Genomic DNA, 15,257 nt, shown 5'->3' with positions numbered 1-15,257 from the left:
TCACCTTCATTTCAACTTTTTTCCGGTTTTACAGGTTGAGGCTCAAATTTATTTTCATCTTTTGGTCTAGTTAAAGCAGGTCTTTTCGCTGTTAAAGGTACAGGCATTCTGATGATGCTATCTCGAATTTCTTTCATTCTAGGTGGATAGAATGGAGACATATAAGGAGCACCCAAACTTGTCTGGCGTATTAGATGAATAAGAATAAAACAGAAAGCCAACATGATACCATAAAAGCCCCAGAATCCTGCTAGTATAATAATTGGGAAGCGAATAAGACGAATAACGTTCCCCATCATATAACTAGGTGACGTGAAAGAAGCCAGAGCACTTAAAGCAATAATGATCAGTAATATATTACTTGTAATCCCTGCTTGTACCGCTGCAGTACCAATTACAATACCGCCTACGATACCAATTGTTTGGCCGATTTTCGTGGGCAATCTTGCTCCCGCTTCTCTCAGCAACTCAATAATAAATTCCAGCAGCAATGCCTCAAATATCGGTGGGAAAGGTACTAACGCCCTTGATTCACTTAAAGGTACTAAAAAAGCTTGTGGTATGACTTCATAATGAAAGGTTACAGCTGCTACATAAAATGGTGTTAAATAGACGGATATAAAGAAAGCAGCTAAACGTAATAACCTAAGAAAAGTGGCAATTTGCCATCTTAAGTTTTGATCTTCCTGACTTTGGAAAAACTCTGTAAACGCTTGTGGACAAACAATAGCCATGGAGCTGCCATCTACAAGAACACCCACTTTGCCATCTAAAAGAGCATCGCATAATCTATCTGGCCTTTCAGTCATAAGCATTTGTGGGAAGACTGATAACGAATTATCATCAATCATTTCTGCCAAAACTGCGCTATCTAATAACTGATCAATATCAAGGTCTGATATTCGTTGACGCAATGTATTAACCATTTGATCGGAGGCAATACCACTCATATATAAAATGGAAACTGATGTATTCGTCCGCCTGCCAATTTTGAGCTTTTCATTACAAAGCTCAGGACTCACTATGTAGCGACGAATTAACGAAATATTTGTAGCTAGGCTTTCATTAAATCCAACCTGTGTACCAATTACCTGTGATTCATTTTCAGGCGCTGATAATGCTCTAGATTCCCTTGTAGCAATATCAACCAATAGAACGTTAGAGTAGCCATCGACATGAATCAAAACAGATCCATTGACCATGGATTTTACAGTTTCCCTAAGTAAACTGGTTTCATTCACTTCAGGAACAGAAAGAGAAATCTCAATATCCTCCGGTTTTTCATATGGATGATTCTGTAAAATTGCTATAATATCATTATTTAACGTTTGGTTATCGACTAAATTTTCAATATAAATAAGGGTAAGATTTGGTGGAATAGATTTTATAATTAAATCAGCTGGATTATTAGTAGCAGTTTTAATCGATTGAATAAAATGATCTGTCGCTTGAGCAACCCTTACTAGATTTTCTTTAGGCGCCTCTTTTGTTGGTGGTGGTTGTTTTTTATTGAAAGGTAGTTTAAATTTCATTTTAAATAAAAGGCTCCCTTCATGGTTAACTTCGTTTATAGAATAGGCTTTAAAAGGGGATTCTATACTTTTTTCTGCAAGTTTGCAGTGGACAGCATTTAACAAAAAGTGGTAGTATTATAGGTATCTTAAAAACAGAACGGAGTTTAGACCATTATGCTAAAACTGATTATCGCAAATTAAATTCCATGGAATTTAATAGTGGGGCATTTCTATAATTTTTAGGAAATTATAGGGTTTATTTGGTATTGCCCTTTTGCGATAACGAAGAGAAGCATGATCATGTCTAATCCACAGTAAAACTGTTAGCTACTTTTGGTAGCTAGCTTTATTTTCTGTGTAACCAAGGACTTTATGAGTGTGTGCTCATAAGGTCTTTTTCTGTTTTTAGGAGGTGATGATTCCCAACAAAAAGGACGTAGTGAAATAAAAGGAGGGAATTGAAGTGGAAAAATATGAACTAGTATTTGATTACCGTCATGATGAAAGGTTGAAGGCAAGTTATAATGATTTAGCAATCAAGACATTTGGTTTAGATTTTCGAGACTGGTATAACAAAGGATATTGGAATGACCAGTATATTCCATACTCATTTGTCAAGGAAGGAAAAGTCATTGCCAATGCCTCGATTAGTAAAATGTCGTTAGTAATCAATGGTGAGCGACTAAACGGCATTCAAATCGGTACAGTCATGACCGACGAAAACTATCGTAATCAGGGTTTATCTAAGCAGTTGATGCAGGAGATTCTCAATAAATACGAAGATATCTGTGATGTCATGTATCTTTTTGCCAATAACACTGTATTGGATTTTTATCCAAAGTTCGGCTTTACACGGATTCATGAAAGTGAATTTAGCTTAGATCTCACAAAAAAAACTATTCAACCGAACAATGCTACCTTACAGCGACTAACAATTGAACAGGATCTTGTCATTCTAGAAAACTATGCGAAAAATCGTAAAGTCAATTCTAGTATTATTGATGTCGAACAGAACGAAACCCTATTAATGTTTTATTTCACCATCGTATTTCATGATGCCATTTACTATCTAGAAGACTTAGAAACAATTGTGTTAATGGAAGAAGACGGTGGCGTTATAAATATTTACGATATCATCTCCATACGGCCATTCGATGCGGAGACTGTGTTAGCAAGCGTTGTTAAAGACACTACAAAAAAAGTAGTATTCTATTTCACCCCTGACTTCACCCTCGAGGGCATGACAGCAACCATCATACCAAATGATGACGATGCCCTATTTGTCCTCTCGAAAAAACCACTACTAGAAGGAAATTTTATGTTCCCTCTAACATCGCATAGTTAAGTGAGGGAGGGGGTAATCGCTACTGAAGGGGATTTTGATCACTTCAGTAGCGAGATGAGCGCTTTTGTAACAAATTGGAGCGCTTCGAGCGTGGATATGAGCGCTTTATGATGAAATTGGATCACTTCAAGCAGAGTTTCGAGCGCTTTGATATGAAAATGGAGCACTTCGGGCATAGATACGAGCGCTTTGACATGAAAAAGGAGCGCTTCGGGCATAGATATGAGCGCTTTGGCATGAAAAAGGAGCGCTTCAAGCAGAGTTTCGAGCGCTTTGACATGAAAAAGGAGCGCTTCAGGCAGCGATATGAGCGCTTTGTGATGAAATTGGATCACTTCAAGCAGAGTTTCGAGCGCTTTGGCATGAAAAAGGAGCGCTTCAAGCAGAGTTTCGAGCGCTTTGGCATCAAAATGGAGCACTTCAGGTGAAATTCGAGCGCTTTTGTAACAAATTGGATCACTTTGAGCGTAGTTTCGAGCGCTTTGTGATGAAAATGGAGCGCTTCAAGCAGAGTTTCGAGCGCTTTGACATGAAAATGGAGCGCTTCAAAGCAGAGTTTCGAGCGCTTTGTGATGAAATTGGATCACTTCAAGCAGAGTTTCGAGCGCTTTGGCATGAAAAAGGAGCGCTTCTAGCAGAGTTTCTAGCGCTTTGGCATGAAAAAGGAGCACTTCGGGCATAGATACGAGCGCTTTGGCATAAAAATGGAGCGCTTCTAGCAGAGTTTCGAGCGCTTTGGTATGAAAAAGGAGCACTTCGGGCATAGATACGAGCGCTTTGGCATAAAAATGGAGCGCTTCTAGCAGAGTTTCGAGCGCTTTGGCATGAAAAAGGAGCACTTCGGGCATAGATACGAGCGCTTTGGCATAAAAATGGAGCGCTTCTAGCAGAGTTTCGAGCGCTTTGCGATGAAAAAAGAGCGCTTCTAGCAGAGTTTCGAGCGCTTTGATATGAAAATGGAGCGCTTCGGGCATAGATATGAGCGCTTTTGTAACAAATTGGAGCACTTCCAGTAAAGATACGAGCACTTTGCAATAAAAAAGGATCACTTCTAACAAGAATCCAAGCTCCTCATTACTATAAAAAAGAGGGAGTCACAAACTTGACTCCCTCTTTATCTATTAGGAAAGGACCTGAATAGTTGATTCTTTTTTAGTTGTCACTTTTAATGTTAGCAGCATCAGAACTACCAAAGTAAATAATAATGCTATGAGGGCAACGTCAAAGGTGTTCGTTATATCTTTAATGACCCCCACGAGCATTGGAATAATACCACTTATAATATAGCCTCCGAATTGAATCATGGCTGTCCAATCGCTTGCTTCCTTTGGTGTAGATGTTGCATCTAAAGGGAGAATCATGGCTAATGGGAATAAGCCTCCAGCACCAATCCCAGCTAATGCGGCACAGAAAACAGGTGAGATTCCGCCAATGATTAACATGAAAATGCCGGTAAAAGAACTCAATGCACATAGCAGCATCCACGGTTTTCTCTTGGTACTATTATTAATAATGATTGGAATAATAAAGCTACAAATCATTTGCATAACGGAAAAAACCGTGACGGTTGTTGCCGCGTAGGCATCACTATAACCAACGTCCTGTACTTTCGGAGCGAGCCATGTTGCCAGGGAATAATAAACACCGGATTGCAAACCAAACATGATCATAAGGAGCCATACATATCGGTTTCCCCATGGTAATCGACTTTTTTGACTTCCAGATTCGTTTTTAGTTGGCTGTGATTGTTTTGATTTTTTAATAATGGGAATCCAAACTAGGACACCCGCAAGCGCAAACACAGACCATATCGCTAAAGCTGCGTTCCAAGATTGATGAAAAGCGTGCATGACAGGCACGACTAAACCAGCGCTGAGTGACGCCCCGATCCCCATTCCTGCAGAATAAACCCCAATCATAGAGGATGAAGATCTAGGGAAATGCTTTTTAATGTAACCAGAAATTAATGGCCCTGTTATGGCAATGCCTATACCACTTAGAATAGCAGTTACTAGTAAAAGCACAGGCGATGATGCGATTAGTCGCAATGCTGTTGACACACCAATTAATAAAACTGATAAAGCAATTGTCAGCTCGATGCCCCAGCGTTCACTTAACTTCCCGGCTAATGGTGCAAAAATGCCCATACAAAAAACGGGTAGGGCAGTTAATAAACTGACGACAGCACTAGACATGTGCAAGTCCATCTGAATATTTTTTAGCACAGGTGAGATAGAAGTGATGGAAGCTCTTAGATTCATCGATAGAATGAATAAAGAAAAAACGCTCCAAATCATATATAGATTTTTTGATTTTACTATCATAGAAGTACATCTCCTTGTATAATTAAGAATGCTTATTTGATATACTATAGTTAACTTTTCATCAACTAAAGTAAACTATAATTTATCAACTTGTATACTATAATATACTAATTATACAAAGTCAATGGGGAGGGTGCATCTTGATGAGTGAGGAAAATATTGACTTATCTGGTCAAGTTGGGGTTAATTTAAGGGAGATACGTAAAAATAAAAGAATGAGCCTTGAGGAGTTAGCAGCTATAAGTAATGTCAGTAAATTGACGTTAGGTAAAATCGAAAGAGGGGAAACCAATCCCACTGTCAATATTCTATGGAAAATATGTAGAGGGCTTAATATTCCACTTGTTTCGTTGTTAGCTTTTGAAGAAATTATCGAGGTTCATCGTTTTGGATCAGACTATCAATTTGCAGGGCATAATAACGATTGGTTTGTTGAACCACTTTTTAAAACTCATGGAACAGAATGGTATAGAGGCTGCCTTGAACCAAATAGCGAGTACAGTGAGTGCCACTTAGCTGGTTCTGAAGAAATTGTGCTCGTGTTAAATGGACAGTTGGAGCTGAAGGTAGGAGAGAAAAGCCATCAGTTAAATCAATGGGATGTCATCAAATTTAAAGGTGAAGAGCTTCACACATACATCAACCGCTCTAATGAAAAAGTCCATTTAATGCTGTCTTTAACGTATACAACTCCGTAGTTAGGCAAGTAAAAAATCGTCCTTACTTAACAAGTAATGGACGATTTTTATAATTCCTTGATTTTCATTCATATAGAAAAAAGTCGATTTCCTCAAGATTAGGAATCGACTTTTTTGTACAAAAAAATATGTAAAACACATTGAAATATGGTAAGTAGTATGGTAAATTTATATAGATAGACATTGTATAATTATTATACAACGCATTATCCCTATTCTAATTATACAATACACTCTATTCTTTCGTCAACACTTTTATTATTAATTTTTTGAGGGGTGGTTGCGATGAAAACAGCAGGAGCAAACGAGCAGATTGGAGGAAAAACCACACAGTAGATCTACAAGGCAATTTGAATGTGTAAATGAACTTAGAGGCGATGAAAGGCTTCATAAAGATGTGAATGAAATTTTAAAAAAGAAAGTAGGACTGATACTTACATGTCGGAGAAAAACATTTCTATTCAGACGAAAACGCCATACGGCATGATTGCCATTTTATTTATTGGGGCCTTTGTTGCTATTTTGAATGAAACACTACTAAATATTGCTCTTCCTGCTATTATGGAAGAATTCAAAGTCAATGCGACGGCAGTACAATGGCTTTCAACAGGATATATGTTGATAAACGGTATTTTAATCCCAGCGAGTGCCTTCTTTATTCAACGCTTTACCGATAAAAAATTATTTATGACAGCGATGGCCTTGTTTACGTTAGGTACATTTTTAGCTAGTATTGCCCCTGCATTTGGTGTGTTATTAGCGGCACGAATGATTCAAGCTGCAGGCTCAGCGATTATGATGCCATTATTAATGAATGTGATGCTAACTGCATTTCCAGTGGAAAAACGTGGGGCCGCAATGGGGATGTTTGGTCTCGTAATGATTACTGCTCCAGCGATTGGACCTACTCTTTCTGGCTGGATCATTGAACATTATAGCTGGAGAATGTTATTTGATATTGTGCTACCAATTGCTATTTTAACCTTAATTTTTGCAGCCTTTAAGTTAAAGGATGTTACACCACAACGTGCAATTAAGCTTGATATTATTTCACTTATTTTATCAAGTATAGGATTTGGTGGCTTGCTATATGGCTTTAGTTCCGCTGGGGAAAAAGGATGGGATCATGTCCTTGTATATGGCACGATTATAATTGGAACGCTTGCTTTAATTACCTTCACCCTTCGTCAGCTACGAATGGATGAGCCAATGCTTGAGTTTCGTATTTTCAAATATCCAATGTTCGCTTTATCGTCAGCCATTTCTATCGTTATTTCAGTGGCCATGTTTTCAGCCATGATTTTAATGCCAATTTACATCCAAACGATTCGTGGTATTTCACCAATGGATTCTGGTCTACTTATGCTACCTGGTGCGATTGTGATGGGGATTATGTCACCAATTACTGGAAAGCTCTTTGATAAATACGGTGCTAGAAGCTTGGCTGTCTTTGGCTTAATTATTACCATCGTGACAACGTATTACTTCAGCAAAATTAGCATGGATACGGCTTATTCAACACTAGTAATACTCTATACTTTACGTATGTTTGGCATGTCCATGGTTATGATGCCAGTTATGACAAATGGATTAAATCAGTTACCAGCCTATAATAATCCACACGGAACAGCGATGAACAATACATTACAGCAAGTTTCAGGTGCGATTGGTTCTGCCGTATTGATTACCATTATGAACAATAAAACTACAGCTAAGGCAGAGGAGCTAGCTGCGAGCGCAATGAACAATATGAGTGCCAATGCCGCTCAAGCAACAACACAGTCTGCTAGCGAATTAAAACAACAAATCTTAAATGAGGCTATGCTCCATGGTATTAATTTTACGTTCTTCTTATCAACATTGATTGCGACCATCGCACTCATTCTTGCTTTCTTTATTAAGCGAGTTAAACCAAGTCATGAAGCTTATACTGGTGGGGAAGTTGATGAAAAACAGTTAGCGGAGTAAATAGAAAACGGGTATTGCTTGAATAAAGCGATGCCCGTTTTTCTTATCGAACAATTCAATCATTCTATTAGCAATGAAATATTTAATTAATGTCTTTGAAACTACTAAAACAAAGTTAGATGTTGTGAGCGTAATTTTATCAACCGTTGGCTTTGGGATCATCAATATGATTGTCACGCTGATGATGTATGCTGATATAATTTTATTACCTATCAATCTACAAAACGGTAGGGGATTTTAAAGTCAGTACAAGGCAAGCTGGCTTTTTTAAAAGAGGAGAGTATGTAAAAAAGCGTCTCATCTTAAGATGAAACGCCATTTTTTGAGGTTATTGAGTTAATCGTTGGATGAAGGCATCTAATTGTGCCAATGTGACATTGTCGTTTACGCCAAATGTTCCGTCCCCTTTACCAACCGTAATTTTATTGGAGGCGAGAATGGCTACATATGTGTTAGCCCAGTGAGCGTTAGGAACATCCGCAAATTGTTCTGCAGTTCCTTGTTGTTTTAAATTAAAGGCTTCCACTAAAACTTTCGATAATTGACCACGAGTCATAGGTGACCCAGGATTGAATTTCCCATTTTCATCACCTGTGAAAACGCCGATTTTTTTCAGCGCTTCTGCAGCACCTGCATATTTGGACGATGGTTTGATATCTGGGAAACTTGTATTAGTGTTACTAGTATTTAACTGTAATTTATTCGCTAGTCGAAGAGCAACTTCACCGCGCGATGCATAAATGCTAAAGTCGATTTCTGCTTCTTTTACTTCACCAAAATCATTGTCAGTAAAGGTTGCCACGCGTTTTGCTCCTACATAACGAGATCCCCAGTAATAAGGGTCGTTAATTTTATCGATTTTAACGCCAGAGCTTGTCGTTGCCGAAATAAAGCTGTTGTCACCTATGTATATACCAACATGGGAAATTCCGCTTCCCGATGTATTAAAAAATACGAGATCACCAGTCTTTAAATTGTCTTTAGAGATTGCAGTACCTTGCTGATATTGAGCTTTTGATGTACGTTCAAGTGAAATGCCTAGCTTAGAAAAAACAATTTGTGTATAAGCTGAACAATCCACACCTGTTTGTATATTTGTTCCTCCATACTGATAAGGAACACCTAAATATGCTTTTGCTGTATTCGTTATATCTGCTATTGTCGCCGCTTTTGCATCATGAATACCTACACCTGTAAAGAACATAAACGATGCAAAAATCGGTAGTAACCATTTTTTCTTCAATTAAACCTTACCCCTTTCAAAAAGCTTTCGCCTTTGAATAATGTAAGGATAGCATGAATGAGACAAGAATTATTTTTCAATAATATTACCGATTACCCCTAAACACCAAAATTGAAACCTTATTTTTAACTCTGTAAAACTTCTGCAATAAACATGGGCAATTTTACTAAAAATATATGAAATATTTGTCTATACAGGGTTATTAGTGTTAATTTACATATAATAACCTACACAAAAAACGCACTGGTCGTAAATTTACCAGAAAAAAATGCAATAGAATACTGGAGGGCTTTCGATGTTTTTAAAATCTGATAGTGTCACTCTTAGAAAAACAAATAAGCAAGATGTAGATTTTGTTTGTAGCCTAGAAGCAATGGAAGAAAATTCGAAATATATTATTCTATGGTCAAAGGAAAAGCATGAAAAAGCATTGGCAAATACAGATGTTCTACATTTAATTGTGGAAGATCGAAAAAGAAGTCAACCTGTAGGCTATCTTATTATTGCTGGATTAGAAAATCCCGATTTAAGCATTGAGCTTGTAAGAATTACGATCAACGAAAAAGGAAAAGGGTATGGTAAGGAATCCTTTAACCTTATTAAAGATTGGGTATTTAGGAAATTTCAAGCTCATCGTCTATGGCTAGATGTGAAAGTAAATAATGTGCAAGCTTTTAAGCTTTACCAAAAACAGGGCTTTGTAGTAGAGGGAACATTAAGAGATTGTCTCAAAACAGAACATGGCTTTGAATCTTTACATATTATGTCTATTTTAAAAAATGAATATAAAGAATTAACAAAGGAGGGAACATGTTGCAGCACATCTTTAATGAGTTGATAAAACAGGACATAAAGCCGTTCTTAGCCACATTCGGCTTCAACAAGAAAGGTCTGAATTTCTATAAGAAAACGGACAACCTCATCTACCTAATCAATTTCCAAAAATCTGCTGGGAATACAGCTAATCAGGTTCTATTTTATGTGAATTGCGGGATTTACGCAGCTGAGTTGGCACAAATTCAATCGAAAGAAATTCTGACATCACCGAAAGAAGTAGAATGTCACTTCAGGGCAAGGATGAGAGAAATAGCTGACACTGCTCCAGATCGATTTTCTATCACAGCTACTACTAATATAGATAACGTAAGAAAAATGCTACTTCCTTGTTTAGAAGATGTCCTTCATTTCTTTGAAACGATGACCAGTGCCAGATCCATTGTTGATTATTATACGTCAGGCCCATTTTTACATTTAGGTGAAGAGAGCTTTCATTTGCTATTACAGGCCAATGATGTAACTGCAGCGAAACATTACTTTAATGCATTACGTAAAAAGCATGGAGCTGAACAGAGGTGGTCCATTTTCGAACAACAATACCATGCTATATTCAATCAATATGGAGTGAAACTTGAAATAATTTAAGATAAAACCAGCACTCATCTCAATTGAGTAGCTGGTTTTTGTTATTGTCTAACGATTAAGCTCTTCCTTTTGGCTTATGTTCATTTTGTTATCTAATATTCTCCCGATTATCGGCATAAAGAAATGCAGGATAAAGCCTCCTAAACAAACTGTTAATAACGTACCGACTCCAATTGGCCCTTTAAAAATCATGGCAAGTACTAAAAATAAGACATAAATAATTGTTCTTGAGAAAAATATCGATTTTTTCGTCATTTCTTTTATTAATATAGTTAGTCGATCTACAGGAATAGGTGCAAAATTTGTATGTAAATAGGTTGCGGTTCCTAACCCAGTCACTATCAATCCTATGCCAAAACAAATGGCTTGGCTATACCAAAAGTCTGGTGTTATGAAATCGCGTAATAGAAATAACCACATATCTATCCCTATACCAGTAATAAATGCTGTAATCAAGCCTACTATTTCGGGCTTTTGTTTGGCTATTAGGGCATTACTACCGATTAATAGGATGGCCAGAATGATTTCCCAGCTACCTACTGTCAAGCCCACATTTCTAGACAAGCCTACTAAAAGAGCATCAAAAGGAGAGGTGCCGAGATTGGATTGTATAGTGAAAGAAATACCAAGCGTTAAAATTAAAAGGCCTACTACATAAAAAGCATATCTCAAATTGCAGCCCCCTTTCCATTATTTTGTTGCAAATACAACAAAATTGCGTTACATTGACTATATACTCTTTTTATTGCATTTGCAATATAAAATCTAGAAAGAGCTTAGTAGGAGGGCAAGAAATGACAATTAAAATAAAAAAGTGTAACCGTGAAGATTTAAAAAAGCTACAAGAAGTTAGTATTGAAACATTCCATGATACATTTAAAGAGCAAAATTCACCTGAAAATATGAAAGCATATCTTGAAAAAGCCTTTAATGAAAAACAGCTGGCACAAGAATTAGAAAATGCTGCTTCACAATTCTATTTTATTTTGGACAATGAAGAAATTGCTGGCTATTTAAAGGTAAATGTTGATGAAGCCCAATCTGAAGAAATGGGGGATGAGTCACTTGAAATTGAAAGAATCTACATTCGCGACAAATTTCAAGGAAAAGGGTTTGGCAAACATTTGTTCAACAAAGCATTGGAAGTAGCTATGGCGCAAGACAAAAAAAGTATTTGGCTAGGTGTTTGGGAGAAGAATGATCATGCCATCGGTTTTTATCAAAAAATAGGCTTTGTCCAAACTGGAGCCCATTCATTCTATATGGGTGATGAAGAACAAATTGATCTTATCATGACCAAAACACTTGCCTAAATGTTTAATGGCAGAAACGTTGATATCACAACATTTCTGCCATCTATTTTATTCAGTTCTATTTTTCTTCATAGCCTCTGCCACAGCAGCCGCATGTGGATCTTCTTCTTTATAGAGCTCGCTAATAATATTAACATAGTCAGAAGCATTACGATTTTGACTTAATTTATAGGCAGCTTGCACCTCTTCTACCTTGATTTTAAATCCTTTAATTCCTTTGATTTCTTGCTGTAAAAGCTCTGGAGATAGTTTATCCCATAATACAGGATTTTCACGGAAACTTTCATATTTTTCAAGTAGACTCGTTAAGTCTTGTTCTAACTCCTTGCCATCTATTAGACTGGCTTTCCCGTAAATATGGACAGCTTGATAATTCCATGTTGGTACGTTTTCTTTCTCATACCAAGAGGATGATATGTAAGCATGAGGTCCATTAAATATGACAAGAATATCATTTACTTCCTCAAAGGTCTTCCATATAGGATTTCCATAGGCTAAGTGACCTGTTAGATAATAATCGTCCTCGATTTTATTCAGTAGTATCGGGATATGAACTGCTATTGGCTTACCTTTTATGGTTGAAACAAGTGTTGCAAAGGAATTCTCTCGAATAAATTGTGTGATTTCTTCTAAATCAGTTATTTTGTAATACTTAGGAATATACATGTCAATCTCTCCTTAGTTCTTCAAATTCATTGCGAGTATTTCGAATAAACAAACTATTACAGGTAGGCGTCTTTACATTTTCTCCTCAACAATGTAGATTTTATTATAAACAATCACTGGTACCCCTTAAAAGTGCCAACAATGCTATTTCGAAAGGAGCCAAGGAACGATGCTCGAAATAACGCCAAACTTGAATAATCAGGAACCACTTTATCTTCAATTGTACAATTATTTAAAAGCTGAAATTCAACATGGAAACATTGTGGCAAATACAAAATTGCCATCACAGCGCAGTTTAGCTAAGCATTTACATATTAGTCGAAATACAGTGGACGCAGCTTACCAACAGCTCCTTGCAGAGGGTTATGTTTGGAGTAAAGAACGGGAGGGGCTATATGTTGCTGCACTTGAAAAGGGCTATTTTCAAATGGGCCCTAGTCTTTTTGAATCACCTCCATTAGTGTCTCAGCCAGAACAAGAACTAATGACCATAAAGTATGATTTTAATTATGGGGATATCAATTTAAAAGACTTTCCCTATAAAATTTGGCGAAAGTTGACTATGCAAAGTCTTAATGAAGATAATGCCCATCTTTTTTTATATGGAGATCCACAAGGAGAGCTCGAATTAAGGAAACATATAGCAAGCTATCTTTACGAAGCTAGAGGAGTTCAATGCTCAGCAGACCAAATTGTTATTGGTGCAGGACTACAACATCTTATGGGAATCGTATGTAACTTAATTGGACGGAACGAGCTTTTTGCCATGGAGGATCCAGGTTATTACCGGGTGCGTTATCTTTTGAAGGATCATGGTATAAAGATGAAGCCCATACCTCTTGATGATCAAGGGATTCAGATTGACCATTTAAGAAACAGTAATATTAAAGCTGTTTATGTCACGCCATCTCATCAATTCCCAATTGGTACGGTTATGCCAATCACAAGAAGACTAGAGTTATTAGAATGGGCTAAGTCAGAAGATGCGTATATCATCGAGGATGATTATGATGGGGAGTTTCGATATTCGGGTAAACCAATACCAGCTCTACAAGGTTTAGATTCAAATGAACAGGTTATTTATATGGGCACCTTCTCAAAGTCATTAATTCCGTCCATTAAGCTAAGCTACATGGTTCTACCGAGAAAATTAATCGATCTTTTTAAACGGAACAGCTATTATGTTCAAACTGTATCAAGACACCATCAGCATACTTTACAATTATTTATAGAAAGTGGCCATTGGGAAAGGCACCTCAACAAATCAAGGAATGGCTATAAGCGAAGATATGAGGTATTAATAAAGGCCATTCATCAAATATTTGGAGACAAAGTAAAATTGTATGGGGCTAGCAGTGGCTTACATATTCTACTTGAACCAAATAATAAGATGTCGGAAGAGGAACTGATTGAAACTGCGAGGTTAAAAGAAGTAAAGGTTTATCCTACCTCTATTTTTTATGCGAGCCCTCCTGAGATAAAGTCTGCAAAGGTGCTGCTTGGATTTGCCAATCTAGAGGAAGCAGCAATTGAACGGGGGATTGAGCTGTTAAAAGCTGCTTGGTTTGGGAAATGAAGATTCATATTCGAACCTTCTAACGTTCTATTTTTACAGCTCTTGTATATACATATAAGAGATGAGTGAAATGGGGGAGAAGCATGCAGTTTTATTATGGCAATCAAATGCCGTTACGTGTTCTTGATGAAGCTGAATTTTGGAAACATCAAGAAGAGGAACATACGGTAGTGATAAGGGAGCTTGTCAAAGATTTAGAGCAGCAATACGTCGAGAGATTGAAAGAATGGGAAATAGCCTTTGCTCAGACACATCAGCAAGTAGTTAGATATATAGAAACTGTCAATCGCTCACAAGGACAAGTTTCCCAAGCATTTTTTCAAGATATTTTGCAGCTTACTTCTTTTTGTCTCCAACAGAGTGAACAATTTATTCAATTTTGTCGTATGCTTATTCAAGACAGTAAACCGATCAGCACCAATCCAACAGCCAAAGTTGTATTAAATCATATTATTGTAGAATCAGAATATTTTATCGGCATCGCACAAACCATTTTATATCAACAATCACTTTAAACATCCATTTCCTTCGATCAAGGTCTTTATCAGATCTTGATCTTTTGTTATGATCATACTAATTTTTAAAAAAGTGTTAGGATTCCAAAGTAATAGAAAATGGGGGAGAAAAAATGGAGCTAAAAAATATAAAAGATACAAAACAACTTAATGAAGAACTAGACGGGCTATCCGAGCTTTTGAAAACGGTCGTTGACGAAGGTGCATCACTAGGATTTTTACCTCCTCTAGCGCAAGAACAAGCACTAACATATTGGCAAACAGTCATAGCACCAGACGTCATTTTGTTTATTGCCAAAATCAATCAAACAGTGGCAGGCAGTATTCAATTGCATTTAATGACAAAGCCGAATGGACGTCATCGAGCTGAAATTTGCAAATTAATGACGCATCCAGACTTTAGACGTCACGGCATTGGGCGCGCTCTGATGCAAATAGCGGAAGAAAGAGCAAAGCAAGAAAACAGGTCTTTAATAGTATTAGATACAAGGGAAGGCGATCCTTCTAATCAATTGTACAAATCCTTAGACTATCAAGAAGTTGGTAAAATACCCGCCTATACTATTTCTTCAAAGGGTGAATTAGAGACAACAGTTATTTATTATAAATTGATTTAGTTTTTACACCGTTTGTATCTGTCAAACGGTGTTTTTTGTCTATTGATATGAAAACA

General features: G+C 37.1%; 16 protein-coding genes and 1 pseudogene. 11 read left to right on the top strand and 6 right to left on the bottom strand.

Annotated elements, in window-relative coordinates; genetic code table 11:
- Nucleotides 1-11: 11 nt before the first annotated feature.
- The gene (locus SJW71_RS12255; RefSeq protein WP_312507336.1) at nucleotides 12-1,532 is read right to left on the bottom strand and encodes a spore germination protein; all 1,521 of its coding nucleotides are present in this window, start codon (nucleotides 1,530-1,532) and stop codon (nucleotides 12-14) included.
- Between the two features lie 445 nt (nucleotides 1,533-1,977).
- On the opposite strand from SJW71_RS12255, the gene SJW71_RS12250 reads away from it, so the two are divergent.
- Nucleotides 1,978-2,859 (top strand): GNAT family N-acetyltransferase, encoded by an 882-nt coding sequence (locus SJW71_RS12250; protein WP_431810924.1) that lies wholly within the window; start codon nucleotides 1,978-1,980, stop codon nucleotides 2,857-2,859.
- Between the two features lie 107 nt (nucleotides 2,860-2,966).
- Nucleotides 2,967-3,287, top strand: a complete 321-nt coding sequence (locus SJW71_RS12245; RefSeq protein ID WP_431810923.1) for a hypothetical protein — start codon at nucleotides 2,967-2,969, stop codon at nucleotides 3,285-3,287.
- 117 nt (nucleotides 3,288-3,404) lie between these two features.
- Here the strand turns inward: SJW71_RS12245 and SJW71_RS12240 are convergent, their stop codons facing one another.
- On the bottom strand, nucleotides 3,405-3,917 hold the full coding sequence (locus SJW71_RS12240; RefSeq protein WP_431810922.1) for a hypothetical protein: 513 nt from the start codon (nucleotides 3,915-3,917) through the stop codon (nucleotides 3,405-3,407).
- A 63-nt stretch (nucleotides 3,918-3,980) separates the two neighbouring features.
- Entirely contained in the window at nucleotides 3,981-5,183 is a 1,203-nt protein-coding gene (locus SJW71_RS12235) for an MFS transporter (RefSeq protein WP_322605123.1), read from the bottom strand.
- 143 nt (nucleotides 5,184-5,326) lie between these two features.
- Here SJW71_RS12235 and SJW71_RS12230 point away from each other — a divergent pair, with 143 nt between their 5' ends.
- The 3 genes and pseudogenes from SJW71_RS12230 to SJW71_RS12220 all read left to right on the top strand — a co-directional run.
- Nucleotides 5,327-5,881, top strand: a complete 555-nt coding sequence (locus SJW71_RS12230; RefSeq protein WP_431812205.1) for a helix-turn-helix domain-containing protein — start codon at nucleotides 5,327-5,329, stop codon at nucleotides 5,879-5,881.
- A 438-nt stretch (nucleotides 5,882-6,319) separates the two neighbouring features.
- Nucleotides 6,320-7,849: a DHA2 family efflux MFS transporter permease subunit gene (locus tag SJW71_RS12225; protein ID WP_322605124.1), complete on the top strand. Its 1,530-nt coding sequence runs from the start codon at nucleotides 6,320-6,322 to the stop codon at nucleotides 7,847-7,849.
- Nucleotides 7,850-7,907: 58 nt separating this feature from the next.
- Nucleotides 7,908-8,087 (top strand): annotated as a pseudogene (locus SJW71_RS12220) (MFS transporter); the annotation flags it as partial.
- A gap of 90 nt (nucleotides 8,088-8,177) precedes the next feature.
- Here the strand turns inward: SJW71_RS12220 and SJW71_RS12215 are convergent.
- Nucleotides 8,178-9,092, bottom strand: a complete 915-nt coding sequence (locus SJW71_RS12215; RefSeq protein WP_274797226.1) for a C40 family peptidase — start codon at nucleotides 9,090-9,092, stop codon at nucleotides 8,178-8,180.
- A gap of 295 nt (nucleotides 9,093-9,387) precedes the next feature.
- On the opposite strand from SJW71_RS12215, the gene SJW71_RS12210 reads away from it, so the two are divergent.
- Nucleotides 9,388-9,930 carry a GNAT family N-acetyltransferase gene (locus SJW71_RS12210; RefSeq protein WP_431810921.1) on the top strand — a complete coding sequence of 181 codons (543 nt, stop codon included), beginning with the start codon at nucleotides 9,388-9,390 and terminating at the stop codon, nucleotides 9,928-9,930.
- Nucleotides 9,903-10,514 carry a DUF4304 domain-containing protein gene (locus SJW71_RS12205; RefSeq protein ID WP_274797228.1) on the top strand — a complete coding sequence of 204 codons (612 nt, stop codon included), beginning with the start codon at nucleotides 9,903-9,905 and terminating at the stop codon, nucleotides 10,512-10,514. Before SJW71_RS12210 ends, SJW71_RS12205 begins: the two co-directional genes overlap by 28 nt.
- A gap of 48 nt (nucleotides 10,515-10,562) precedes the next feature.
- On the opposite strand, the gene SJW71_RS12200 is transcribed toward SJW71_RS12205, so the two are convergent.
- Entirely contained in the window at nucleotides 10,563-11,186 is a 624-nt protein-coding gene (locus SJW71_RS12200) for a YczE/YyaS/YitT family protein (RefSeq protein WP_431810920.1), read from the bottom strand.
- Nucleotides 11,187-11,308: 122 nt separating this feature from the next.
- Between SJW71_RS12200 and SJW71_RS12195 the strand changes: the two genes are divergently transcribed.
- Nucleotides 11,309-11,827, top strand: coding sequence for a GNAT family N-acetyltransferase (locus SJW71_RS12195; RefSeq protein ID WP_274797230.1), 519 nt, complete (start codon nucleotides 11,309-11,311; stop codon nucleotides 11,825-11,827).
- A 48-nt stretch (nucleotides 11,828-11,875) separates the two neighbouring features.
- On the opposite strand, the gene SJW71_RS12190 is transcribed toward SJW71_RS12195, so the two are convergent.
- Nucleotides 11,876-12,493, bottom strand: coding sequence for an FMN-binding negative transcriptional regulator (locus SJW71_RS12190; RefSeq protein WP_431810919.1), 618 nt, complete (start codon nucleotides 12,491-12,493; stop codon nucleotides 11,876-11,878).
- Between the two features lie 169 nt (nucleotides 12,494-12,662).
- On the opposite strand from SJW71_RS12190, the gene SJW71_RS12185 reads away from it, so the two are divergent.
- The 3 genes from SJW71_RS12185 to SJW71_RS12175 all read left to right on the top strand — a co-directional run bounded on the left by SJW71_RS12185 (nucleotide 12,663) and on the right by SJW71_RS12175 (nucleotide 15,201).
- Nucleotides 12,663-14,069 carry a PLP-dependent aminotransferase family protein gene (locus tag SJW71_RS12185; RefSeq protein ID WP_431810918.1) on the top strand — a complete coding sequence of 469 codons (1,407 nt, stop codon included), beginning with the start codon at nucleotides 12,663-12,665 and terminating at the stop codon, nucleotides 14,067-14,069.
- Between the two features lie 83 nt (nucleotides 14,070-14,152).
- Entirely contained in the window at nucleotides 14,153-14,584 is a 432-nt protein-coding gene (locus SJW71_RS12180) for a DUF2935 domain-containing protein (protein ID WP_274797234.1), read from the top strand.
- 113 nt (nucleotides 14,585-14,697) lie between these two features.
- Nucleotides 14,698-15,201: a GNAT family N-acetyltransferase gene (locus SJW71_RS12175; RefSeq protein WP_274797236.1), complete on the top strand. Its 504-nt coding sequence runs from the start codon at nucleotides 14,698-14,700 to the stop codon at nucleotides 15,199-15,201.
- The last annotated feature ends 56 nt before the right edge of the window (nucleotides 15,202-15,257 follow it).

The organism is Lysinibacillus sp. FW12, assembly GCF_050817245.1.
In the GTDB taxonomy this organism is placed as follows: Bacteria; Bacillota; Bacilli; order Bacillales_A; family Planococcaceae; genus Lysinibacillus; species Lysinibacillus irui.
This window is presented reverse-complemented; position numbering and strand designations above follow the sequence as displayed.